Source organism: Nonomuraea sp. NPDC002799 (genome assembly GCF_053592075.1).
The window spans coordinates 107,362-129,970 of the sequence record NZ_JBSFVA010000011.1; the positions used below are offsets into that span (position 1 = coordinate 107,362).

The 22,609-nt window shown below is 71.1% G+C and carries 21 protein-coding genes; 10 read left to right on the top strand and 11 right to left on the bottom strand.

Annotated features, from left to right (window positions below; translation table 11 throughout):
* Positions 1-78: 78 nt before the first annotated feature.
* Together ACWD0F_RS21430 and ilvD are read left to right on the top strand one after the other, a co-directional pair.
* A complete protein-coding gene (locus ACWD0F_RS21430; RefSeq protein ID WP_449877992.1) occupies positions 79-1,299 on the top strand; it encodes a saccharopine dehydrogenase family protein in 1,221 nt (406 codons plus the stop codon).
* 73 nt (positions 1,300-1,372) lie between these two features.
* A complete protein-coding gene (gene ilvD / locus ACWD0F_RS21435; RefSeq protein ID WP_449877994.1) occupies positions 1,373-3,022 on the top strand; it encodes a dihydroxy-acid dehydratase in 1,650 nt (549 codons plus the stop codon).
* 218 nt (positions 3,023-3,240) lie between these two features.
* On the opposite strand, the gene ACWD0F_RS21440 is transcribed toward ilvD, so the two are convergent.
* The 6 genes from ACWD0F_RS21440 to ACWD0F_RS21465 form a co-directional block, all read right to left on the bottom strand.
* Positions 3,241-3,645 carry a hypothetical protein gene (locus ACWD0F_RS21440; protein ID WP_449877996.1) on the bottom strand — a complete coding sequence of 135 codons (405 nt, stop codon included), beginning with the start codon at positions 3,643-3,645 and terminating at the stop codon, positions 3,241-3,243.
* A gap of 173 nt (positions 3,646-3,818) precedes the next feature.
* A complete protein-coding gene (locus ACWD0F_RS21445) occupies positions 3,819-4,712 on the bottom strand; it encodes a sigma-70 family RNA polymerase sigma factor (protein WP_449877998.1) in 894 nt (297 codons plus the stop codon).
* A 9-nt stretch (positions 4,713-4,721) separates the two neighbouring features.
* Positions 4,722-5,090, bottom strand: a complete 369-nt coding sequence (locus ACWD0F_RS21450) for an STAS domain-containing protein (protein ID WP_449878000.1) — start codon at positions 5,088-5,090, stop codon at positions 4,722-4,724.
* A 59-nt stretch (positions 5,091-5,149) separates the two neighbouring features.
* The gene (locus ACWD0F_RS21455) at positions 5,150-6,127 is read right to left on the bottom strand and encodes a phosphotriesterase family protein (protein WP_449878002.1); all 978 of its coding nucleotides are present in this window, start codon (positions 6,125-6,127) and stop codon (positions 5,150-5,152) included.
* Positions 6,128-6,243: 116 nt separating this feature from the next.
* The gene (gene metG, locus ACWD0F_RS21460; RefSeq protein WP_449878004.1) at positions 6,244-7,686 is read right to left on the bottom strand and encodes a methionine--tRNA ligase; all 1,443 of its coding nucleotides are present in this window, start codon (positions 7,684-7,686) and stop codon (positions 6,244-6,246) included.
* Between the two features lie 160 nt (positions 7,687-7,846).
* Positions 7,847-8,305, bottom strand: a complete 459-nt coding sequence (locus tag ACWD0F_RS21465) for a universal stress protein (protein WP_449878006.1) — start codon at positions 8,303-8,305, stop codon at positions 7,847-7,849.
* Between the two features lie 84 nt (positions 8,306-8,389).
* Here ACWD0F_RS21465 and ACWD0F_RS21470 point away from each other — a divergent pair, with 84 nt between their 5' ends.
* A complete protein-coding gene (locus ACWD0F_RS21470) occupies positions 8,390-8,755 on the top strand; it encodes a hypothetical protein (RefSeq protein ID WP_449878008.1) in 366 nt (121 codons plus the stop codon).
* Here ACWD0F_RS21470 and ACWD0F_RS21475 read toward each other — a convergent pair.
* Positions 8,716-9,345, bottom strand: coding sequence for a DUF998 domain-containing protein (locus tag ACWD0F_RS21475; RefSeq protein WP_449878010.1), 630 nt, complete (start codon positions 9,343-9,345; stop codon positions 8,716-8,718). The two genes, ACWD0F_RS21470 and ACWD0F_RS21475, sit on opposite strands and share 40 nt — an antisense overlap.
* A gap of 196 nt (positions 9,346-9,541) precedes the next feature.
* Here ACWD0F_RS21475 and ACWD0F_RS21480 point away from each other — a divergent pair, with 196 nt between their 5' ends.
* Positions 9,542-10,516 carry an aldo/keto reductase gene (locus ACWD0F_RS21480; protein WP_449878012.1) on the top strand — a complete coding sequence of 325 codons (975 nt, stop codon included), beginning with the start codon at positions 9,542-9,544 and terminating at the stop codon, positions 10,514-10,516.
* A gap of 7 nt (positions 10,517-10,523) precedes the next feature.
* On the opposite strand, the gene ACWD0F_RS21485 is transcribed toward ACWD0F_RS21480, so the two are convergent.
* Entirely contained in the window at positions 10,524-11,468 is a 945-nt protein-coding gene (locus tag ACWD0F_RS21485) for an anti-sigma factor RsbA family regulatory protein (RefSeq protein ID WP_449878013.1), read from the bottom strand.
* Positions 11,469-11,648: 180 nt separating this feature from the next.
* Between ACWD0F_RS21485 and ACWD0F_RS21490 the strand changes: the two genes are divergently transcribed.
* Positions 11,649-12,203 carry a DUF1707 SHOCT-like domain-containing protein gene (locus ACWD0F_RS21490; protein ID WP_449878014.1) on the top strand — a complete coding sequence of 185 codons (555 nt, stop codon included), beginning with the start codon at positions 11,649-11,651 and terminating at the stop codon, positions 12,201-12,203.
* On the opposite strand, the gene ACWD0F_RS21495 is transcribed toward ACWD0F_RS21490, so the two are convergent.
* Entirely contained in the window at positions 12,173-13,285 is a 1,113-nt protein-coding gene (locus tag ACWD0F_RS21495; protein ID WP_449878016.1) for an aromatic ring-hydroxylating oxygenase subunit alpha, read from the bottom strand. The genes ACWD0F_RS21490 and ACWD0F_RS21495 overlap by 31 nt on opposite strands.
* Before the next feature lie 243 nt (positions 13,286-13,528).
* Between ACWD0F_RS21495 and ACWD0F_RS21500 the strand changes: the two genes are divergently transcribed.
* Positions 13,529-13,903 carry a hypothetical protein gene (locus ACWD0F_RS21500; protein WP_449878018.1) on the top strand — a complete coding sequence of 125 codons (375 nt, stop codon included), beginning with the start codon at positions 13,529-13,531 and terminating at the stop codon, positions 13,901-13,903.
* A 91-nt stretch (positions 13,904-13,994) separates the two neighbouring features.
* Complete coding sequence (locus tag ACWD0F_RS21505) at positions 13,995-15,458, top strand: DUF2079 domain-containing protein (RefSeq protein ID WP_449878020.1); 1,464 nt, start codon at positions 13,995-13,997, stop codon at positions 15,456-15,458.
* A gap of 23 nt (positions 15,459-15,481) precedes the next feature.
* Here the strand turns inward: ACWD0F_RS21505 and ACWD0F_RS21510 are convergent, their stop codons facing one another.
* Positions 15,482-16,567 (bottom strand): glycosyltransferase, encoded by a 1,086-nt coding sequence (locus ACWD0F_RS21510; protein WP_449878022.1) that lies wholly within the window; start codon positions 16,565-16,567, stop codon positions 15,482-15,484.
* A gap of 38 nt (positions 16,568-16,605) precedes the next feature.
* Here ACWD0F_RS21510 and ACWD0F_RS21515 point away from each other — a divergent pair, with 38 nt between their 5' ends.
* The 3 genes from ACWD0F_RS21515 (at position 16,606) to ACWD0F_RS21525 (ending at position 22,036) form a co-directional block, all read left to right on the top strand.
* Entirely contained in the window at positions 16,606-17,424 is an 819-nt protein-coding gene (locus tag ACWD0F_RS21515) for a PIG-L family deacetylase (protein ID WP_449878024.1), read from the top strand.
* A 49-nt stretch (positions 17,425-17,473) separates the two neighbouring features.
* On the top strand, positions 17,474-18,535 hold the full coding sequence (locus ACWD0F_RS21520; protein WP_449878026.1) for a lysylphosphatidylglycerol synthase domain-containing protein: 1,062 nt from the start codon (positions 17,474-17,476) through the stop codon (positions 18,533-18,535).
* A gap of 78 nt (positions 18,536-18,613) precedes the next feature.
* Positions 18,614-22,036 (top strand): BTAD domain-containing putative transcriptional regulator, encoded by a 3,423-nt coding sequence (locus ACWD0F_RS21525; RefSeq protein ID WP_449878028.1) that lies wholly within the window; start codon positions 18,614-18,616, stop codon positions 22,034-22,036.
* Here the strand turns inward: ACWD0F_RS21525 and ACWD0F_RS21530 are convergent.
* Positions 22,005-22,529 (bottom strand): hypothetical protein, encoded by a 525-nt coding sequence (locus ACWD0F_RS21530; RefSeq protein WP_449878030.1) that lies wholly within the window; start codon positions 22,527-22,529, stop codon positions 22,005-22,007. The two genes, ACWD0F_RS21525 and ACWD0F_RS21530, sit on opposite strands and share 32 nt — an antisense overlap.
* Positions 22,530-22,609 lie beyond the last annotated feature (80 nt).

Below are 22,609 nucleotides of genomic sequence, written 5' to 3' on the forward strand. Positions count from 1 at the left end.
GCCATTGACGTTGATCAGCCTACTGACGTTGGATTGATGACACACCCCTCCAAAGCATGAAAAAGGGGATTTATCGTCATGCGCATCCTTCTTGTCGGGTCTGGTGGTGTGGGTACGGCCATCACCCGGATCGCCGCCCGCCGTCCCTTCTTCGACCACATGGTGGTCGCCGACCACGACTTCCCCCGCGCCAAGGCCGCCGTCGCCGCGCTGGGCGAGCGGGCCGGCCGGTTCACCCCCGTCAAGGTCGACGCCGCCGACTCGGCCGCCGTCACCGCCCTGCTGGCCGAGCACCGCTGCGACGTCCTGCTCAACGCCACCGACCCGCGTTTCGTGTTGCCGCTGTTCGAGGCGGCGCTCGCGGCCGGGGCCGACTATCTCGACATGGCCATGTCGATGTCGAAGCCGCATCCCGACCGCCCGTACGAGGAGGTCGGCGTCAAGCTCGGCGACGACCAGTTCGCCCGCGCCAAGGAGTGGACCGCGGCGGGCCGGCTGGCGCTGGTCGGCATGGGCGTGGAGCCCGGTCTCGCCGACGTCTTCGCCAGGTACGCCGCCGACGAGCTCTTCGACGAGATCGACGAGATCGGCATCAGGGACGGCGCGAACCTCACGGTCGACGGCTACGACTTCGCCCCGTCGTTCTCCATCTGGACCACCATCGAGGAGTGCCTCAACCCGCCGGTCATCTACGAGAAGGACCGCGGCTGGTACACCACCGAGCCCTTCAGCGAGCCGGAGATCTTCGACTTCCCCGAGGGCATCGGCCCCGTCGAGTGCGTGAACGTCGAGCACGAGGAGGTCCTGCTGGTCCCCCGCTGGGTGGACGCCCGCCGGGTGACCTTCAAGTACGGCCTCGGCGAGGACTTCATCGGCACCCTCAAGACCCTGCACGCGCTCGGCGTGGACAGCACCGAGCCGGTTTCGGTCATGACCGATCGCGGCACGGCGAGGGTGTCCCCGCGCGACCTGGTCGCCGCCGTGCTGCCGGACCCGGCGGAGCTCGGCGACCGCATGCACGGCAAGACCTGCGCCGGCACCTGGGTGAAGGGCGTCAAGGACGGCCGGCCGCGCGAGGTGTACCTGTATCACGTGGTGGACAACCAGTGGTCGATGCGCGAGTACGGCTCCCAGGCCGTCGTCTGGCAGACCGCCGTCAACCCGGTGGTCGCGCTGGAGCTGCTCGCGGGCGGGGTCTGGCGGGGCGCGGGCGTGCTGGGGCCCGAGGCGTTCGAGCCCCGGCCGTACCTGGACCTGCTGGTCGAGTACGGCACACCGTGGGGCATGCGCGAGCAGTGAGGGGCCGGGGGTCACCGGCCGGACCCGGCGCAGCATCATGGAGGGGCCATCACCCGCACCCCGGAGGACCCTCTTGAGCATCGCCGACGATCCCGATCGCGCACCGGCCCGCTCCCACCTCTACGCCATGGGCATGTCGGAGGAGGAGATGCGCCGGCCGGTGGTCGGCATCGCCACCACCTGGACGGGCACCATGCCGTGCAACCTCACCCACCGCGAGCTGGCCGGCCACGTGGCCGAGGGGGTGCGGGCGGCGGGCGGCCTGCCGATGGAGTTCAACACCATCGCGGTCTCCGACAACCTCACCATGCACACGCCCGGCATGCGCGCCTCCCTGGTCAGCCGCGAGGTCATCGCCGACTCGATCGAGCTCATGGGGCTCGCGCACGGCTTCGACGCGCTGGTGGCCATCGTCGGCTGCGACAAGACCGTACCGGCCGCGATCATGGCGCTGGCCCGGCTCGACGTGCCGTCGGTCGTCCTCTACAGCGGCAGCATGATGCCCGGCCGCTGGCGCGGCCGCGACGTCACCATCCAGGACATGTGGGAGGCACTCGGCGAGCGGGCCGTCGGCCGTCTCGACCAGTCCGAGCTGGACGACCTGGCCAAGCACGCCTGTCCGGGCGCCGGCACCTGCGCCGCCCAGTACACCGCCAACACCATGGGCAGCGTCGCCGACTTCCTCGGCCTGGCCCCGTTCGGGATCGGCGACATCCCGGCGGTGGCCGCGGAGAAGAACGCCGCCGCGCGGCGCGTCGGGGAGATCGCCATGGAGGCGCTGGCCCGCGACGCCCGCCCCTCGCGGGTGCTCACCGAGGACGCCCTGCACAACGCGATCGTCTCGGTCGCGGCCATGGGCGGCTCCACGAACGCCGTCCTGCACCTGCTGGCCATCGCCCGTGAGGCGGGGCTGCCGCTGGCCATCGACGAGATCGGCGAGGTCTGCCGCCAGGTGCCGATCATCACCGGGCTCAAGCCGAGCGGCGGCGACAGCACGGCCCTGGACCTGTGGCGGGCCGGCGGCACCTCGCTGGTCGTGCGCCGCCTGCTGGAGGGCGGCCTGCTGCGCGAGAACGTCACGCTGGTGGACGGCCGCACGCTCGCCGGCGTCGCCGCCGACGCCAAGGAGACGCCGGGGCAGCGGGTGGTCGGGAGCGTGGCGGAGCCGTTCAAGGCACACGGCGCGCTGGCCATCCTGCGAGGCTCGCTCGCGCCCGACGGCTGCGTGCTCAAGCTGGGCGGCAAGGAGGACTTCCGGCACGAGGGGCCGGCCAAAGTGTTCGACTCGGAGGACACGTGCACGACCGCCATCGAGGCGGGGCTGATCGTGCCCGGTGACGTGATCGTCGTCCGCTACGAGGGCCCGGCGGGCGGGCCCGGCATGCGCGAGATGCTCTCGATCACGGGCCCGCTCGTCGGACGCGGCCTCGGCTCCTCGGTGGCCCTGGTCACCGACGGGCGCTTCAGCGGGGTCTCGCACGGCCGGGTGATCGGGCACGTGGCGCCCGAGGCGTACCACGGGGGGCCGATCGCGCTGGTGCGGGACGGCGACACCGTGATCATCGACAGCGCGGCCGGCACGCTCGACCTGGTGGTGCCCGAGGCGGAGCTGGCCGGGCGCCGGGCCGCCTGGCGGCGGCCGGAGCGGGCGGTGGAGCGGGGCGTGCTCACCAAGTACGTGGCGGCGGTGGGGTCGGCCTCGGACGGCGCGATCACGACCTGACGGATCAAGCAGCCGGTGGGGACGGCTATGCTGCGCAATGACGTTGTGCGCCGCCCCCACCCGGGCGTTCTACGAAGGAGACGTACGCGATGTACAAGGAGTTCGCGGCCGAGGTCGTGATGTGGCTGGTTCCGGTCGTGGTGCTGATCGGAGTGGCACTCCTCGTCACCGCGTGAGCCAGGGCCGTGGCCGGGGGCCGGTCGGCCCCTGGCGGTCGCTCAGCGGTAATACCGGTAGGACACGTAGGTGCTGGCGTAGCGCCTGAAGTCCCGCTCGCCGTCGAGGGCCTGGTTCCAGAGAGTGTCCAGGGTCCTGGTGCGCACCGTGCAGGTGGCCCAGGCGACCCTGCGGGCCCGGATGGACCCGACGTAGTCGTAACACGTCCCGGCCTTGCGGCCGTCCACCTTCAGCGTGGCGTTGAGCTTCACGTTGTAGAGGTTCTTGCGGGAGATGTTCGTGATCCGGACCCTGATCCGGCACGTGTCCTCACACTTGCCGAAGTAGACCTTGCTGCGGATGAGCTGCTTGGCGGCGGACTCGGCCGTCACCGAGGTGGCGGAGGATGTGGACGCCGAGGCGGGTGCCGCCATGAGCGTCGTCGCGGCGGCCGTCACTAAGGCCACGCCGGCAAGATTCTTGATCATTCTGCCCCCAGTGCAGAAAAACAGCCGCTTCCCCCTGCTGGCAGCGGCTTGTGCTTGTTCGACTACTATCAAGATTCGCGCATGCCGATGTTTCGCGCGCATCATCTGATACGAAACGGTTATCCGCTTATGCCCGCTTTATGGGGCTTCGGCTAGGACGCCCACGCCAGCATCGGGCCTCCCTGCCTCAGTCGTTTCAGCGCCTGCTTCTCCAGTTGCCGGATGCGCTCCCTGGTCAGGCCGAGATGTGCCGCTATTTCGGTGTACGTCTGCGCCTCCTGGCCGGCCAAGCCGAACCGGAGCCTGATCACGAACGCCTCGCGGGGCGGCAGCGTGGTGACCACCTGGTGGAGCTCGGCGCTCATGGCGCGGCGTTCGGTGATCTCCTGCACCTGCAGCCCGTCGTCGTCGGCGATCATGTCGGCGATCCGGCTTTCGCCGTACTCGCCGACCGGCACGTCCAGGCTCACCATGTCCTGGCCGAGCCGCCGTAACGCGGCCATCTGCGCGGCCGAGCGCTCGGCCGCCACGCCGAGCTCGGCGTCGGTGGGCTCACGGCCGATCTCCGCGGCGAGTTGCCGCTCGACCCTGATCATGCGCGACAACTCCTCGGCCACGTGCACCGGCAGCCGTACGGTGCGGCTCTTGTCGTGGATGCCGCGCTCGATCGCCTGCCGGATCCACCACATCCCGTACGTGGAGAACTTGAATCCCCGCCGGTAGTCGAACTTCTCCACCGCCCTGATGAGTCCCAGGTTCCCCTCCTGGATGATGTCGAGCAGCGGCAACCCCCGGAAGGAGTAACGCCTGGCGGCGGCGACCACCAGCCGGAGGTTGGACCGGATCAGCAGGTCCTTGGCGCGCTGCCCGTCGATGACAACGAGTTCGAGCTCTGGCGTTCCCGCACCACGCTCGATCAGATGGCCCGCGTAGAGGCCAGCCTCGATCCGCCGGGCGAGCTCCACTTCGCCCATGGCGGAGAGCAAGGGGGTCTTTCCTATCTGCTCCAGGTAGGTGCCGAGCAGATCGGGCTCTTCAGCCGACATGCACGAGAACTACCCGGTAAACGGCGGCGAATTCCCGGGTTCGTTGAGTTCTGCGATGGCCAGCTCCGCCGTGGTGCGGATATCGAAGAACTTGTCGAGCGCGGTGATCGCGAACAGGTGCTTGCACCTGCCGTTCAGCCCGGACAGCAGCAGCCGGCCGCCGGAGGCGGTGACGGCCTTGTGCAAGTAGACGAGCACCGACAGACCGGAGGAGTCACAGACGCTGACGGCCTGCATGTCGATGACGAGCAGCGGTGGCTGTGTGAGGTCGAGGGCCTTGGTGACGCGGTCACGCACCTCCGCGGCGGATCCGAAGTCGAAGTCCCCCGTCAGCCGTGCGATGACGCAGGGGCCCTGGAGTCCGAGGCTTATCGACAAGACCTGCTCCGAAGTCAACCAGCTCCACCTACCCGCATTGCTTTCCCGATCCGACCACTTTACGAGAAGTAGCGCTTCGGGTTGAACACCAGCATCTGCTCGATCTGGTCATCAGTCACACCCGAGTCCAGCAGTGCGGCCAAGACGTCATCGTGAATGTGATCGTAGCGCCAGTTCGGCGCGAGCGCGGGACGGGTCTCGTCCCAGGCACCGCCGAAATAGTCCATGAAGCACGCCGCGTCGTGGCTGAGGACCATCCTGTCGGCGTATCCGCGCTGGCAGAGGGCCGCTACGGTGGCCACGCGCTGCGGGGTGGAGTTGTAGGCGTCCAGGCCGAATCGGTCCATTCCGAGCGTCGCACCGGTGTCGGCCAGGCGCATGAGGTAGTCGAGGTCGTTGCTGTCGCCCGCGTGCCCGACGACCACCTTCGCCAGGTCCACCCCCTCCTTGGCGAACAGGTCCAGCGCGAGCGGCCCGCTCTGCGTGAACGAGTTGGTGTGCACGGTGATCGGCGCCCCGGTGCGCACGTGCGTCCGCGCGACCGCCCGGCAGATGCGCTCGACGCCGGGCGTCAGCCCCTTCTGCTCGACGACGCACTTGAGGAAGGCGGCCTTCACGCCCGTGTCCGCTATGCCCTCGGTCAGGTCGCGGGTGAAGTCCTCGACCATCGGCTCCGGCCCGTCGATGATCAGGCCGGGACCGCGGAACTCGTAGGCGTGCGGCAGCTCCTCGAAGGCGTAGATGCCGGTGGCGACGACGATGTTCAGGCCGGGCACCTGCTCGGCGATCCGCTGGATGCGCGGGATGTAGCGGCCCAGCCCCCACACCGTCGGATCGACGATCGTCCGCACACCCTTCGCGGCCACCGCGTTGAGCTTGGTGATCGCGTCCGCCACGCGGAACTCCTCGTCCCACCACGCGCCCGTGCCGTAGTTGTCCAGGTGCTCGGTGGACACGACGAAGACGTGCTCGTGCATGAGCGTCTGACCGAGCTCGTCAACGTCCACAGGGCCGCGTACGGTGTTGACGACGGGCATGAGCTGCCTCCATACCGACTGGTCTGTGCGCGCCAACCTAGGCTTCACACCCGACCGCCGTCAACCGGCCGCACAGCCGCCGAGCGACCGCACCACGGTCATCCGGCCGCACGGCGTCAGCCGGCCAGGCGGCGGAAGAGTGGCTCGGGGGGTGGCAGCCGTTCCGCGCCGCGCACCGCCGCGGCCACGCGCGCCGCCGCCGTCGGCAGGAAGGGCTCCAGCTCCACGGCCAGCACCCGGCACGCGTGCACCAGCGCCCCCAGCGACGCCTCCTGCCCGGCACGGTCCTGCTGCCACGGCCGCGTCCTTTCGACGTGCTGGTTCGCCTCCTCGACGATCGACCACACGGCCGCCGCCGCCCGCCGGAAGTCGAAGTCCGCCAGCGCCGCACCCACCGCACCCCGAACCCCGGCCGACACCTCGTCCGCCGCACCCCGACCCCCGCCGGACACCTGCGCCGGTGCGGCCGGCACGCGGCCGTCCAGGAAGCGGTGGACCATGGTGACGACCCGGTTGACCAGGTTGCCCACGCCGTTGGCCAGGTCCGCGTCCGCCCTGGCGACCAGCCGCGCCTCGGTGAAGTCGGCGTCGCCCACGCGCGGCACCTCGCGCAGCAACCACCACCGCACCGCGTCGACGCCGTACGCGTCCACGAGCGCCATGGGATCGGCGGCGTTCCCGGAGGACTTGCTGATCTTGCGCCCGTCCGCCGTCAGGTAGTCGTGCACGTAGATCCCCGTCGGCAGCGGCAACCCGGCGGACAGCAACATGGCCGGCCAGTACACGGCGTGGAACCTGATCACGCCCTTCCCCACGAGATGGAGCTTGTGCCGCTCGGCGACCCACCAGCGCTCGTAGTCGCCGCCGTCGAGCGCGGTGACGTAGTTGGCCAGCGCGTCCCACCACACGTACACCACCTGGCCGGGATCGCCGGGCACCGGGATCCCCCAGTCGCGGGCGCGGGCGGCCGAGCGGGAGACGCTGATGTCGTCGAGTCCCGCCTCGACGAACGCCAGCACCTCGTTCCGCCGCGCCGCGGGCTCGATCCTGAGCCGCCCCGACCGGATGAGGTCCAGCAGGGCGTCCTGGTGGCGGGAGAGCCGGAAGAACCAGTTCCGCTCGGACACGCGCTGCAGGGGCGCCTCGTGCCCGTCCGGGCAGGGCCCGGCCGGACAGAACTGCTCGCAGCCCACGCAGTAGAGCCCCTCGTAGTGCCGCTGGTAGAGGTCGTGCGCGGTGGCCGCCCAGATGCGCTCGACGCCGGCGCGGTGGCCGGGGTGGCGGCTCGTCCTGATGAAGGCGTCGAACGACAGGTCGAGCGGGCCGCGCAGCCCTTCGAAGGCGGCCGCGTTCCGGTCCACCAGCTCGCGTACGGGCACGCCCGCGGCCTCGGCGGCCAGCACGTTCTTCAGCGAGTTGTCGTCCGTGCCCGTCTGGAACCGCACCGGCTCGCCCCCGCGCCGGTGGTGCCGGGCCAGCACGTCCGCCTGCACCAGCTCCAGGGCGTGGCCCAGGTGGGGGCGGGCGTTGACGTAGGGGATGGTCGTCGTGATGTACATCGGATGCCTCCAGAAGGGGCCCGAACACGACGAGAGGCCCCGGGTCGCAGGGCCTCACGCAAGACGTGCCGGATGAAACCCCCTAGGGGGCCGTCATCACCAGGCGCGTCGTCATACCGGCCATCCTACTCCGGCCGCGCCCGGTGACGGCAGGCACCGATCAGGTGCTCTTCGCTGGAGCGGGCACCACCAGCACCGGCCGCCCCGCGTGATGCAGCACCCGGTCGGAGGTGCTCCCCAGCAACAACGAGCGCACCCCGCCCAGCCCGCGCGTCCCGGTCACGATCAGCTTGGCGTCGATCTCGTCGGCCACGTCGACGATCGTCGACCACACGGCCACCGAGTCCACGTCGCAGCGGGGCACCGCGTCCAGCCCCGCCTCACGGGCCAGCTCGGCGCCGTGCTTGGCGAGCTCGCTCATCGCCTGCCCGATCGCCTCGTCCTCGGCCCCGGACTGGTCGATGGTCACCATGAGACCGGCGGAGGCCCGGGCGGAGGTCATCGCCAGCCGCTCCCACACCGTCAGCACGATCGCGGACTGGCCCCGCAGGAGCTCTCCCGCGTAGGTGATCGCGGCCTTGGCGTCGTCGGACCCGTCATAAGCGATCAAAATCGTCATTCCAGCCACTCCTTTATCAAGGTCAGGCTGTACCTCTTTCCCGGGCGGTCCGTTTCACGCCTGTGTCCGGGGTAGCCGCTTCTCATGGCCGTCACAGAATTCCATGACCTGCCTCTGGCGGAGCGCGACCAGGAGTGGGGCGCCGCCGAGGCGGACAAACGGGTGCGCGAGTGGGCCGGCGCCGAGGACAAGCCGAACGCGAAGTATCGCCGGGCCTTCGTCTGGTACGACGCCGACGACGCCGACGAGTTCGGAGCGTACAAGCTGCCGATCGCCGACGTCGTGGACGGGAAGCTGAAGGCGGTGCCCCGGGCCGTGTTCGCCGCTGCGGCGGTCATGGACGGCGCCCGTGGCGGGATCAAGATCCCGAAGAAGGACGTCGGTCCGGTCAAGGAGCACCTGGCGCGTCACTACGCCAAGATGGGCGAGGCACCGCCCTGGGAGCGCTGAGCGCGCGGCTTGAGCATCGACAGCCCGGCCAGCGCCAGCACCCCGATCTCGGTGACGACCACGGCCCGCTGGGTCAGCCCGGCGGGGATGTCGTCGTTGGTGAGCGGGATGCCGAGCATCCGCAGCACGTACGGGATCACCACCAGCAGCAGCGCGCCCAGTGCCAGCCCGCTGAGGACGCGCACCGCCCTGGCGTACCTGATCCGGGCCCTGGCCAGCAGCAGTCCGGCGACGGGCATCACCAGGAAGGCGGCGAAGGCGGCGTACCGGTGGATGCCGCCCGACATCGACAGCGGCACGCCGGGCCGGTCGGTCGGGAACGCCCCGATCAGGAACATGCTCGTCCCCCACGCCAGCAGCAGCACGACGACCCAGCGGCTCATCCTGGCCCGGCGCAGCGCCTCGGCGATCAAAGCGGAGCCCACGGCGAACAACGTCAGGGAGGCGGGCAGCAGCCAGCCGGACGCCTGGAAGGCGTACTCGCTGATGACGCTGTGCAGCGGGTCGAGGTCGGACTCCGCGTGCAGGGTGAGCATGGCGCCGGCGCCGGCGCCGATGGCCGTGAATCCGCTGACGAGTAATTCCTTCATGTCTCAAAGCTCGTGGAACACGGCGTCGCGGAGTATCGGAGATGGACCGGAAAGGGCCCTGAAGGATCCCCTGATGCCTGGGTCGCAGCGGCCCCTGAGAGGACCGGGTGACCTGCGCGGACACGACCCTGGGTAGGGTCTCCCCCCTCAGGGTGGGGGTGGGCCGCACTAAGAGATCATCACTGAAGGGGCAAGCATGAACACACGCACTCTCGGGCAAGGCGGCCCGCAGGTCTCCGCGCTCGGCCTCGGCTGCATGGGCATGTCCGAGTTCTACGGCCAGGGCGACGAGAAGGAGTCGACGGCGGTCATCAACCGTGCCCTCGACCTCGGCGTGACCTTCCTGGACACCGCCGACATGTACGGCAACGGAGCCAACGAGGAGCTGGTCGGCCGGGCCATCAAGGGCCGGCGCGACGAGGTGGTGCTGGCCACCAAGTTCGGCATCAAGCGCGAGGGCGCGGGCCGCCGGGTCGAGAACAGCCCGGCCTACATCAGGTCGGCGTGCGACGCCTCGCTGCGCCGCCTCGGCGTGGAGCACATCGACGTCTACTACATGCACCGCCGCGACCCGGCAGTGCCGATCGAGGAGTCGGTCGGCGCCATGTCCGAGCTGGTCGAGCAGGGCAAGGTGGGCCATCTCGGGCTGTCGGAGGTGAGCGCGGAGACGCTGCGGCAGGCGGTCGCCACGCATCCGATCGCGGCGCTGCAGAGCGAATACTCCCTGTTCACCAGGGGTCTGGAGGCCGAGATCCTGCCGGCGGCCAGAGAGCTGGGGACCGCGCTGGTGGCGTACTCGCCGATCAGCCGCGGGCTGCTGACCGGCGTGCTGCCGAGCGCGGAGGAGCTGCCCGCCGACGACTTCCGCCGCCACATGCCGCGCAACATCGGCGAGAACGCCGAGCACAACCGGGCGCTGGCCGCCGAGGTACGGACGATCGCCGACGCGTCCGGCCTCACCGCGGCGCAACTCGCGCTGGCCTGGCTGCTCGCCCAGGGCGACGACATCGTGCCGATCCCGGGCACCAAACGGCTGCGCTATCTGGAGGAGAACACCGCCGCCGCGGACGTCACGCTGACGTCCGAGCAGCTCGACGCCCTGGCGGCCGCCGTGCCCGCGGACGCCGTGCGCGGGGCCCGCTATCCCAGCATGGGCGAGATCGAGCGCTGAGGAGCCTTCAAGTAGCCGGCGGGCCGGCCGATCGCGGAATGTCGAAGTAGACGCGGATCGCGGTCGCGCCGGCCCTGGTGTGCACGCGGACGAGGTCGCTGAGCAGGTTGACGATGAGCAGCCCGCGCGAGCCCGCGTCGCGCGGGTCGACCGGCCGGCGGCCCACGAGCGGGTCGGTGATGTGCCCCGCGTCGCTGATCTCGCACACCAGCCGGTCACCCTCGGACCAGACCCGGAGCAGGCCGGAGCCGCCGCCGTGGTCGAGGCTGTTGGCGCCGAGCTCGGCCACCGTCAGCCGGATGTCGTCGAGCCTGTCGCTGCCGAAGCCCAGCGCGGCGGCCTCCCACGCGGCCAGGTTGCGCACCGCGGACAGGTTGCCGGCGTCGAACCGCAACTCCGCGAACCCGGCCGGCTCGTCGAACGGCCGGTTGTGCGCGAGGACCACCTCGTCCGGGTCATAGCCGGGGCTGGCCCACTCGTTCACGCAGTCGCGCAACACGGGGTGGGTGAGCTCCGCCTCGCGCAGGACCTCGGCGGTCAGGCGCTCGGCGTCGTACGGGCACAGGATGGTCACGTGCCGGCCGGTGAACGAGAGGTTGATCAGCGCCTCATGCTGGGCGGCCGCCGAATATTCCGTCGGGGTGCGCTCGGGCCAGATCGGCTCGCCGATGATGCGCACGTGCCGGTCGAGGTGCTGGTCGGCGAACTCGCGCAGCACCCCGGGGATGATCCGCCCCGGATTGCGCCCCGCGTGCCCCATGTCGAGCAGGCGCACCGCGGCGGCGTCCCGGCCGAGCGCGGTCTCGATCAGGGCCAGGTTGGCGGCGGGAACGGCGACCGCGACGGGCTCGCCGTTCGCCAGGCCCTCGCGGATGAAGGCGGTCGTGGCAGCGACGTACTCGCCGGCGTCTCGATAGAAGAGCGCCGGGTGCACGAAAGTTTCTGCCGACATCGCATTCACGCTACCCAAGGATGAGGACTTCACGGCAATCTGCTGGGTACCTAATATCTTGTGAAGAGAGTGCAGGTCATCCGCCGCCCCCGTCCCGCGATCCTTCCGGCCCCCCTTGATCTTCGGACCCCTTCCGGGCGACGACTCCCGTTCTGAGCGCCAGGAACCTATGCTCAGGATATGTCCGAATTGCAGATGCGGGTCTCCGACGAGGACCGGGAGCGCACCACGCAGCAGTTGCAGCGCGCGTTCACCGAGGGTCGGCTCACGCAGCCCGAGCTCGAAGACCGGGTCGAAGCGGCCCTCACGGCGAAGACCTATGGCGACCTGCTGGGCCTGATCAACGATCTCCCCGCCGACCAGCCGATCGCCGACGAGGTGGTCGAGCTGGAGTCGAAGAACGGTGCCATCAAGCGCACCGGCGACTGGGCCGTCCCCCGGCGGTTGCGGGTCGGCTCCAAGTACGGCAGCGTCGAGCTCGACCTGTCCGAGGCCCTGCTGGCGCATCCGGTCGTGGACATCGAGCTGGACCTGACGTACGGCTCCGCCAAGATCATCATGCCGGACGGCGGCGCGGTCAACGTCGACGCCTTCCGCAGCGAATGGGGCCACGTCTCGACCGCCGGCGTGCCGAGCAGGTCGCGCACCGGCGCCACCCTCGTGGTGATCAGCGGCCGGGCGAAGTACGGCGGCCTCACGGTGCGCTATCCGCGTAAGCGCTGGTTCACCCACTGATGGAACAGGGCGATGTGGTGCTCGCTCGGCACGAGCACCCCGCCCTCCCGGTAGGCCCGTGACGACATGCCGGGCTGGGTCCGCTCGCACGCGTCGAAGTCCTGCTCGTTGACCCGGTGGAACAGCTCGACCGACGCGCTCAGGTCGGCCCCCGAGGCGATCACGCCGGGATGATAGAGCCAGTCGCACTCCACCACCGTCCGGTCGGCCGCGAGCGGGATCATGCGGTGCAGGATCACGTGGTCGGGCACCAGGTTGACGAACACCTGCGGCTTGATGGTGATCGCGTAGTAGCGGCGATCCTGGTCCGGTGAGACGTCGGGCAGCTTGCCGAAGCCCGGCCTGCCGTCGACGGTGAAGCCCTCGGCGCGCTCGGCGAACTCGGCGCCGTGGCCCACGTAGTACTGGGCCGCGAAGCCGCCGGCGAACTCGGGCAGCACGGCGGTCAGCTCGGGGTGGATCGTGGCGCAGTGGTAGCACTCCATGAAGTTCTCGACGATGAGCTTCCAGTTGGCCTTGACGTCGTAGACGATCCGGCGGCCGAGGGTGAGCTCGCCGACGTGGTAGCGCTCGATGGCGGCGGGGTCGCCCAGCCGTTCGGTGGCCGCGTACGTGACCGTCTCCTCGAACGAGGGCGGCTCGGCGGCCAGGCACACCCACGCGTATCCCAGCCATTCCCGCAGGTGCACGGGCACCAGGCCGTACTCGACGCGGTCGATGTCGGGCATCTTGGCCAGGTTGGGAGCGGCGGCGAGGCGGCCGTCGAGATCGTAGGACCAGGCGTGGTAGGCGCATCTGATCGTCCGCTTCACCTCGCCTTCGGCCGCCACGCAGAGGCGGGCGCCGCGGTGCCGGCAGACGTTGAGAAAGGCGCGCAGCCGGTCGTCGCGGCCGCGGACCACGAGCACGTTCTCCCTGCCGACCTGGACCGTCTTGAACGCGCCCGGCTTCGGCAGGTCCCCGGCGCGGACCGCGCAGAACCAGAGGGTCTCGAAGATCTTCGCCTGCTCTTCGGCGAACAGCTCGGGGTCGGTGTAAGAGCGGCCGGGAAGCGTGGAGATCAAGCTCGACGTGGTGGTCAACCGACACCCCTTGTTGCGTATTACGCAGCGAGTTGCTCTATATGCGACATCGTCAGACGGCTTTCAGGAGACTGTCAAGAGGGGCTCCTGATTTTCCCCGGCCGCTGCCGGAGGCGATCGCGCAGGTCCCGCCGCATGGCTTTACACCGGCTTGATGCCCAGGGTGATAGCGGGGTGCAAGTGACGGTCAAGTAGGGACCCATAATGTTCCCTTCGTTCGCTACACCTACGAAGGGCACGGAAATGACACCCCCTCGTCGTCGTCTGGCCATCGCCGCCGCGACGCTCACCCTTGCCGTCGTCACCACTGCCTGTGGTGCCATCGGCCAGGCCGTCGACTGCAACACCGCCGCCACCGAGGCGAGCAAGATCGCCACCGAGTGGAGCAGCACGGTCACCAAGGACATCGGGGACACCACGGTCGTGCAGACGGCATCGAAGAGTGCGGCCGACAAGACCAAGGAGCTCGCCGGCAAGTACGACGGCGAAGTCGCCGCGGCGCTGAACGATCTCGCCGCCGGCTTCGCCTCCATGGAGAGTGGAGACCTCAACAGCGTCACCGAGTTCAGCGGCAAGGTGAACGGCTTCACCAGCAAGATCACGGCTGCCTGCTCCTGACGCGGGCCGCGGTCGCCGTTCCCTGCGGGGGGCAGGCCGGTATGGCGGCTGCACCACTTTGTGGTGATTCGTTCTAGTGTTGCTGCCCGTGATGGGCGAAACAGCAGTGGCGCGGGCGGGGACCGGCGCCACTGCCGCACGGAGGATCAGGCTCACCGGCCACCGCCTGCGAGTGGGTGCGATCGCGCTCCTCGCCGCGGTGGCCTACTCCGTGCTGGGCCTGGTCAAGCTGAGCACCTACCGGGCCAGCACGTTCGACCTGGTGATCGTGGACCAGGCGGTGCGCAACTACGCCGCCTTCCGGGCGCCGTACGTCCCGGTGCGCGGCATGTTCGCCGATCGGGGCATGGACTACCTCCAGCTCGCCGACCACTTCTCCCCCATCTACGCGCTGCTCGCGCCGTTCTACTGGATCCACGACGGGCCGCGGACGCTGATCGTGGCGCAGGCGGTGCTGTTCGCCGCCGCGATCCCGTTCCTGTGGCGCTACACCCGGCGCGTGCTCGGCGTCGCGCCGGCCTACCTGGTCTCGGTGGCGTACGCGCTGTCGTGGCCGGTGGCGCAGGCGGTCGTGTTCGACGCGCACGAGGTCATGTTCGTCCCCCTCATCACCGCGATCATGATCGAGCGTTACCAGGCCGGGCGCATGATGCCGGCGTTCCTGGCGATGGTGTCGCTGCTCCTGGTCAAGGAGGACATGGGGCTCGTCGTCGCCGGGATCGGCCTGTGCCTGTTCGTCATGGGCGAGCGGTTGAAGGGCACGTTCTGCGCGATGCTCGGCATCGGCGCCGTCCTGCTCGTCCGCGGCCTGGTGATCTCGGTCTTCGGCGGCGACGCCAAGGACTACTGGGCCTACGGGCACCTGGGCGACGACCTGCTCGGAGGCGTGCTGGGGATCATGCGCGACCCGCTGGCCGCCCTGCTGCTGCCGTTCGGCGAGGAGGCCAAGGTCGACACCCTGCTCCTGCTCGCGTGGCCGACGCTGCTGCTCTGCCTGCTCTCGCCGCTGTCGCTGATCGCCCTGCCGCACGTGCTCGAACGCATGTTGTCCGACCGCGTCCAGTGGTGGCAGGCCGACTTCCAGTACAGCGCGTTCACCGTGATCATCCTCTTCTGCGCGGGCGTGGACGGGCTGGCCAGGCTGCTGCGCCGGCTCGGCCGCGACGGCGACAAGTCGCTCAAGCTGGCCTGGGCGGCGGCGGTCTGCGTGGTCGCGCTCACCCTGGTCCCCAAGTTCGCGCTCGACCAGCTCTATCATCCGGCCTTCTACCGGGAGGCCAAGGCGGCCGCGGCCGAGGAGGCGGTGCGCAAGGTCCCGTCAGGGGTCACCGTCGAGGCCGTCAACTCCCTCGGCCCCGCGCTGACCTCCAGGACCACCGTGCTGCTGTGGCGGGGCCAGGGCCACGGCTCGCCGTGGGTGGTCGCGGACACGGCGCGCTGGGAGTTTCCCTTCGGCTCGCTGAACGACCAGATCGCCGAGGTCGCCGAACTGCAGGGCCAGGGCTACGTCAAGGTCTTCGAGCGCGACGGCTACGTGGTGCTGCGCTCACCGTGACGCCCTGGCCTGCTCGGCCGCGCTCACCGTGACGCCCTGGCCTGCTCGTACGCCCGGTCGAACCCGTCCAGCACCGTGGCCCACGAGCCCGCGGCCGGCGGCGTCGCCCGGTTGTGCGCGGCGATGGTCTCGCGCAGCCCCGCGTCCGCGCACAACCGGGCCACGGCCCCGGTCAGGTCGCCGAACGTCCGGCCGAGCAACCCCTCGACGCCGTTCTTGACGAAGTCGGCCACCCCGCTCTGCGCCCTGGCCACCACGGGCAGCCCGGCGGCCCGCGCTTCGAGCGCCGCGATGCCGAACGACTCGCGCGGCGCGGGCGCCACGAACACGTCGGCCGACTCCAGCACCTTGGCGATCTGCTCCCTGGTGTAGCGGCCCGGCAGCGAGACCCAGCCGGCCATGCCGTGCCTGGCCAGGAACCGCGCCATCTGCCCGCGAGCGGGCCCGTCGCCGACGATCGTGGCCCGCATCGGGATCCGGGCGGGCACCCGCGCGCGGGCCGCCAGGAGCAGCTTCAGCAGCCGCACGGGCTGCTTGCGCGGCGCCAGCCGCCCCACCGCCACGATGTGCACCTCGTCGTGCCGGTGCGGCGCCCCGGCGGGCGGCGCCCAGCCGGACAGGTCGAGCCCGTTGGAGACCACCCGCACCGGAACCTCCGGCCCGGCCACCGCGCGGATCGGCACGGCGGCGGCGTTGCTCACCGTGGTCGCCACCAGCCGCCACCGCTGCCAGCCGAACGCCAGCCGCAACAACCGGTAGAGCCCGCGCGTGACCGGATCCCACATGCTGTGCACGGTGACCACGCACGGCACCCCGGCCCGCGCGGCGGCCCGCACCCCCATCCAGGCGAAGGGCGAGACCGCGCCCGTGTGGACGTGCACCACGTCGGGGCGCGAGGAGGTGATCCAGCGCGTGAGATGCCCCACCCCGAACGGGTGCACCGGCAGGTCGAACGGCATCCTGGCGACGATCCTGCGCACACCCGGCAGCGGCTCGCCCCGGGTCGCCGTGGCCACCGACACCTCGTGGCCGGCCGCCCGCTGCTCGCGCACGAGATCGGCCACCTGCACCTCGATCCCGCCGAGTCGCGGCAGGTAACAGTCACTCACGTGAAAGATCCGCACCCCTCCCAGACTAATCTGGGCGTGTGCCTCCACGTACCGCTGTCTTCTTCCATGCTCACCCCGACGACGAGGCCCTGCTGACGGCGGGCACCATGGCGATGCTCGCGGCCGAGGGGCACCGGGTGGTGCTCGTGGTGGCCACGGCGGGCGAACGCGGCCTGGCCGAGATGGCGCCGGGCGACGCGCTCGGCGAGACCAGGCTCAAGGAGCTCTACGAGTCGGCCGCGCTGCTCGGGTGCGCCCGGGTGGAGTGTCTCGGCTACGGCGACTCCGGGCTGAGCCCCAAGGGCGGCGTCGCGAGCGAGCGGCCGGACAACGCCTTCATCGACGCCGACAGCGAGGCGGCGGCCAAGGCGCTGGCCGCGATCCTGCAGGAGGAGCGGGCCGACCTGCTGGCCATCTACGACCCGGCCGGCGGTTACGGGCATCCCGACCACGTGCAGGTGCACCGGGTGGGCAAGCGGGCGGCGGCCATCGCCGGGACGGAGATCGTCCTGGAGGCGACGGTCAACCGCGATCCGCTCGTCAGGTTGCTGAAGCTGGCTGGGCGGTTCTACAAGTTCCCGCCGGAGTTCGACGTGCGGACGTTCGAGAGCGCGTACTCGTCGAGCGACACGATCACGCACCGCGTCAATGTCCGGAAATATACGAAACAGAAGCGGGCGTCCATGGCCGCGCACTCCTCCCAGGCCAGCGGCGGCGACAGCGACCGCACGCTCGCCGTCATGCTCAAGGTCCCGGGCCCGCTCTACCGTCTCGTCTTCGGCACCGAGTGGTATGTTCGCCGCGACCTGCCCCCCGGCGCCCGCCTCAACCATCCCTTCGACCGGTGGCCCCCGTAGGACCCGCGCACGACGAGGCCGCCCCCGCCACCCGGCAGACTGGACCCCGATGAAGAACAAGTGGCTCCAGACCCTCCTCTCCGTGCTCTCGCTCGGCCTGGCCGTGCTGCTCGTGCTCTACCTGCCGCAGATCGTGCGCGCGCTCACCGGCAAGCCCGTCTCCTGGGCCGAGATCGGCGCGGTGTTCGGCGCCCTCGACGTGGGCGAGATCGCGCTGATGGCCGGGCTGTGGCTGCTGAGCCTGCTGGCCTACACGTTCGTGCTGACCAACTCCCTGCCCGGCCTGACCCACCCGCAGGCGCTGACGCTCAACGCGGCGGGCAGCGCGGTCAGCAACCTGCTGCCCTTCGGCGGCGCGGTCGGGGTCGCGCTGTCGTTCGCGATGACGAGGGGCTGGGGCTTCGCCAACCGGTCCATCGTGGTCATGACGCTGGTCAGCGGGATCTGGAACACCCTGTTCAGGTTCATCCTGCCGGCCGTGGGGATCATCGCGCTGCTGACGGCGGGCGAGGCGCCCAACTCGACCATCGCCGGCGCGGGCTGGACCGGCGCGCTCTCGATCCTGGCGCTCTGCGTGATCGTGGCGGCCGCCCTCTACTGGGACCGCGCCGCCGCCCTGCTCGGCCGGGCGCTCCACGCGCTCACCCGGCTGCTGCGGCTGAAGATCGACGCCGCCGGGGCCTTCCAGCGGCTGCGCGCCGACACCGCCGAGATCGTCAGGAAGCGGTGGCCGGGGCTCTCGCTCGGCATGCTGTTCTTCCTCGGCTTCCAGTGGGCGATCATGGCCGTCTGCATGCAGGTCACCGGCGCCTGGCCGGGGCCGGCCCAGTCGATCGCCGTCTTCGCCCTCTCGCGGGTGCTCACCAGCGCCCTGATCACGCCCAGCGGGGCCGGCATCATGGAGGGCGGAGTGGTCTTCCTGCTGACCTCGGCTTTCGGCGTGCCGGTCGCTCCGGCGACCGCGACCGCACTGCTTTTCGGCTTCTGGACTTACACTGTCGAGATCCCGTTCGGCGGCCTGGCACTGGGCGCATGGGCGCTGCTGCGCAGGCGCAACGGCCGGACCGCCGGCGCGGAGCCCCCGTCCGCGATCTCGAAGGCCCCTCAGTGACAATCTCAAACCCATCTCGTGTTAATCAACCACGGGCCTTGTGCGTGATTCGCAGGCCCGCATAGCGTGGCGGCTGACATGGTGGCGTTCCGGGTTCTGGGGCCAGTCGAGGCGTACGAACACGACGACGAACTCGACCTCGGCGGGTTGCGGCAACGGGCCGTCCTCGCCCGCCTTCTCGTGGCCAGAGGGCAGGTCGTTCCGGTCGACACGCTTCTCTACGATCTGTGGGACGACGACGCGGCCAAGGGCGCCCAGTCGGGCCTGCAGGTCTACATCTCCCGGCTGCGCCGGGTGCTGGAGCCCGGCCGCCCGCGCGGCGGCCCCAACCGGCTGCTGGTGACGGTCGCCTCCGGCTACGCGCTGCGGGTGGCCTCCGACCAGGTCGACGCGCTCAGGTTCGAGCAGCTCGTCCGGGCGGCGGGCGAGCACCTCGAAGAGGGCGACCCGCAGTCCGCGCGCGGCCGGCTGGAGAAGGCGCTGGGCCTGTGGCGCGGCACCCCCTACTCCGACTTCGCCGACCAGGCGTGGGCCGAGGCCGAGGTCAACCGCCTGGCGGAGCTGCGCCTGGTGGCGCGCGAGCGGCACGCCGACACCGGGCTGCGCCTCGGCATGCACGCCGAGACCGTGCCCGACCTGGAGGCCCTGACCACCGAGCATCCGCTGCGCGAGGAGGGCTGGCGGCTGCTGGCCCTCGGCCTCTACCGCTGCGGCCGCCAGGGCGACGCGCTCGCCGCGCTGCGCCGGGCGCGCAACATGCTGGCCGACGAGCTCGGCATCGATCCCGGTCCCGCGCTGCGCAAGCTGGAGTCCGACATCCTGGCGCAGTCGCCGGAGCTGGAGCTGGCCCTGCCCGCGCGGCCCCAGCGGGCCGCCGCGCCGGTCACCGACACCTGGCCGCCCCGGCCGGCCGCGCCCGTCGAGCCGCCGCCGCTGGAGCCCGAGCCGTTCGTCGGCCGCGACGCCGAGCTGGCCAGGCTGACCACGGCGGCCTCGCGCACCGGCAGGTTCCAGGTCGCGATCGTGGCCGGCGTCGCCGGCGCGGGCAAGACCACGCTGCTGCGCCAGCTCGAAGGCCGGCTCGGCGGCGACGGCTGGATCACCGCCTCCGGCGCCTGCCCCGACTCCAGCGCCACCCCGCCCGGCTGGGCCTGGGTGGAGATCCTGCGCGCGCTGACCGGCACGACCGGCGCGGGCGAATACGCGCAGCTCCTCGCCCCGCTGCTCGACGACGCCGCCCCCGACCCCGAAGAGGACGAGCTGTCCGGCGGCTTCCGCCTGCACCGCGCGGTCGGCGGCTACCTGGCCGGGGTCGCGCGCCGGGCACCGGTGCTGCTGACCCTCGAAGACCTCCACTGGGCCGACGACCAGACGCTCGCCCTGCTGCGCGCGCTGCCGAGCCTGCTGGCGACCAGCCGGGTGCTGCTCGTGGTGACGTGCAGGGAGAGCGAGCTCGACGACCGCCAGTCCGACGTGCTGGCCGCGCTGGCCAGGCTGGGGCCGCTGCGCGTGGGCCTGTCGGGGCTCGACCCGAAGGCCGTGGCCGAGCTGGTCAAGGCGACCTGCGTACGCGACATCGACGACGACGCCGTCGAGTCGATCGTCGAGCGCACCGGCGGCAATCCGTTCTTCGTCCGCGAGACCGTGCGCCTGCTCGACTCCGAGGGCGCGGCCGACCGGGCCAGTGCGACCGAGGTGCTCTCGCAGGTGCCGTCCGGCGTGCGCGACGTGCTGCGGCGGCGCATCTCGCGGCTGCCCGCCGGCGCGCAGCAGATCCTGCTGCAGGCGGCCGTCATCGGCCGCGACGTCGACCTCGACGTGCTGGTCACCGTGGCGGGCGACTGGGACGCCGTGATCGAGGCCGTCGAGGCGGCGCTGCTGGCCGGGCTGGTGACCGAGCCGGGGCCGGGGCTGCTCCGGTTCGACCACGACCTGGTGCGCGACACGATCTACTCCGACGCCTCCCGGCTGCGGCGCACCCGGCTGCACGCGGCCGTGGCCGCGGTCATCGAGCAGCGCACGCCGTCCGACGTGGCCGCGCTCGCCCATCACTACTTCCTGGCCGACGCGGCCGAGAAGGCGGTGCGCTACACGGGCCTGGCGGCCGAGCAGGCCGAGCGGCGCTTCGCCCACCGCGAGGCCGCCTCGCTGTGGGAGCAGGCCATCGCCGCGTTCGACCGCTCGCGCGGCGACGAGCAGAGCGGCGAGCAGAGCGGCCGGCCGGGCGGCGAGCAACGGCCCGAGCGCGCCAAGGAGCGGCTGCGGCTCATGTTGCGCCAGATCAGGGCACTGGCCCTGTGCGGCGACATGACGGCGGCCCGGCTGCTGCGCCGCCAGGCCATGGACGCCGCGCTGCCGCTGGGCGACCTGGAGATCACCGCGAAGGTGGCGGCCTCGCTGGCCGTGCCGCACAAGGGCATGGCTCGCGACTTCACCCGCACCGCGTGGGAGATCGTGGACGTCACCGAGAAGGCGCTCATCGAGCTGCCCGCCGGCGAGCAGCGGCTGCGGGCGAGCCTGCTGACCACCCTCGCGCTGGAGCTGGAGGGCTCCTCCTCGCCCGAGCGGGGGCGGCAGGCGTCGCTGGAGGCACTGGAGCTGGCCCGGCAGAGCGGCGACCCGACGCTGATCGCGGCGGCGCTGAGCGGCCGGTTGCGCCAGTCCTACGACATCCCCGCCGTCGACACCCGCGAGAGCATCGGCCGGGAGCTGCTGGAGGTCGCGCAGCGCTCCGGGCAGATGGCCACGCAGGCGCTGGCGCACCTGGTGCTGCTGGAGTGCGCGGCGGCCAGGGGCGAGTTCACCGTCGCCGACGAGCACGCCGCCGCGGCCGACCGCCTGGCCAAGCAGTACGACCTGTCGGCGCCCGCCGCGGTCGTCGTCTGGTACGCCGGCCAGCGGCTGATGATCTCGGGCGACTACACGGGCGCCGAGCGCGCCTACCGCGAGGCCATCAGGATGACCGCGCGGGTGGGCATGCTGGAGGGCCGCCAGGACCTGCCGCTGATCACCACGTTCTGCCTGCACCTGGTCGACGGCCGGGCGGCCGAGATGGTCGACCGGCTCGCCGAGGCCCACATGAACGGCGCCAAGTGGTCGCTCGACGCCTACGCGCTGGCCCTGGCCTCGGCGGGCCACCTCAGCGACGCCAAGGCCGTGGCCGCCACCCGGCCGCCGGTGCGCCCCGACTTCCTCTACGAGCTGGCGATGACGTGGCGGGCGCTGGCCGGGATGCTGCTCGACGACCGGGAGCGGATGGTCGACTGCTACGACAAGCTCAAGCCGTTCTCCGACCGGGTGGCGGGCGCGGGCACCGGCGTGGTCGCGCTCTGGCCGGTGGCGCTGACGCTCGGAGACCTCGCCGTCCGCCTGGGGCAGCCCGACGCCGCGCGCGACCACTACGCCAAGGCGCTGGAGGTGGCCGAGCGGGTCGGCGTGCCGCGCTGGGTGGAGGCGGCGCGCCGGTCGGTCAGCAGCTCACCTGGAAACGGTCGGTCTTGACGACCTTGGCGCCCTCGACGGCCAGCTCGACGCGGTACCAACCGGGGTTCCCCGAGATCTGGGGCCGCCACTCGACGGTCTCCGTGGCTCCCGCGAAACCGTCGTGGGCGGCGAGATAGGTGCGCCAGGTCTTGGTGGCCGGGCTCCAGCGGGCGAGCCGCCAGCCATACTGCACGGAGCCGGCGGGGTCGGGGTTGACGACCACGCCGCGGATCACGTACGACCTGGCGCAGGTGGTGTCACCGCTGGTCAGGACGCCGAGGGTGAGCCGGCCGGACTTGGCGGGGGTGTCCATCGCCTCGGTGACGGGCACCTCGCGGGCCGACAGGGTGATGGTCTGCGCCGGTCGGGTCTGCGCCTGGGCCGCGGTGGAGCCGGCGTTACTGTAGGCCGAGAGGCCGACGTAGGCACTGGTGAAGGCGAGGGCGGCCACGAACAGCTTGGCCGCGTTCGCGGTGCCACTTGCCAGGACGGCTGCGCTTCTCGTCGTCATCTCCAACACCCCTTTTGCTCGTTCTTAGAGTGGGGCTGGGTGGTTGAGCGCTGGTTGTCGGCTGGTTGCACCGTTTGCGA

Excerpts from the sequence above, each read along its gene's own strand:
- ACWD0F_RS21475 (WP_449878010.1), bottom strand. The coding sequence starts at position 9,345 with ATGAAGGAATTACTCGTCAGCGGATTCACGGCCATCGGCGCCGGCGCC.
- ACWD0F_RS21430 (WP_449877992.1), top strand. The coding sequence starts at position 79 with ATGCGCATCCTTCTTGTCGGGTCTGGTGGTGTGGGTACGGCCATCACC.
- metG (WP_449878004.1), bottom strand. The coding sequence starts at position 7,686 with ATGTACATCACGACGACCATCCCCTACGTCAACGCCCGCCCCCACCTG.
- ACWD0F_RS21445 (WP_449877998.1), bottom strand. The coding sequence starts at position 4,712 with ATGTCGGCTGAAGAGCCCGATCTGCTCGGCACCTACCTGGAGCAGATA.
- ACWD0F_RS21520 (WP_449878026.1), top strand. The coding sequence starts at position 17,474 with ATGAAGAACAAGTGGCTCCAGACCCTCCTCTCCGTGCTCTCGCTCGGC.
- ACWD0F_RS21465 (WP_449878006.1), bottom strand. The coding sequence starts at position 8,305 with ATGACGATTTTGATCGCTTATGACGGGTCCGACGACGCCAAGGCCGCG.
- ACWD0F_RS21470 (WP_449878008.1), top strand. The coding sequence starts at position 8,390 with ATGGCCGTCACAGAATTCCATGACCTGCCTCTGGCGGAGCGCGACCAG.
- ACWD0F_RS21480 (WP_449878012.1), top strand. The coding sequence starts at position 9,542 with ATGAACACACGCACTCTCGGGCAAGGCGGCCCGCAGGTCTCCGCGCTC.
- ACWD0F_RS21505 (WP_449878020.1), top strand. The coding sequence starts at position 13,995 with ATGGGCGAAACAGCAGTGGCGCGGGCGGGGACCGGCGCCACTGCCGCA.
- ACWD0F_RS21485 (WP_449878013.1), bottom strand. The coding sequence starts at position 11,468 with ATGTCGGCAGAAACTTTCGTGCACCCGGCGCTCTTCTATCGAGACGCC.
- ACWD0F_RS21490 (WP_449878014.1), top strand. The coding sequence starts at position 11,649 with ATGTCCGAATTGCAGATGCGGGTCTCCGACGAGGACCGGGAGCGCACC.
- ACWD0F_RS21530 (WP_449878030.1), bottom strand. The coding sequence starts at position 22,529 with ATGACGACGAGAAGCGCAGCCGTCCTGGCAAGTGGCACCGCGAACGCG.
- ACWD0F_RS21500 (WP_449878018.1), top strand. The coding sequence starts at position 13,529 with ATGACACCCCCTCGTCGTCGTCTGGCCATCGCCGCCGCGACGCTCACC.
- ACWD0F_RS21455 (WP_449878002.1), bottom strand. The coding sequence starts at position 6,127 with ATGCCCGTCGTCAACACCGTACGCGGCCCTGTGGACGTTGACGAGCTC.
- ACWD0F_RS21525 (WP_449878028.1), top strand. The coding sequence starts at position 18,614 with ATGGTGGCGTTCCGGGTTCTGGGGCCAGTCGAGGCGTACGAACACGAC.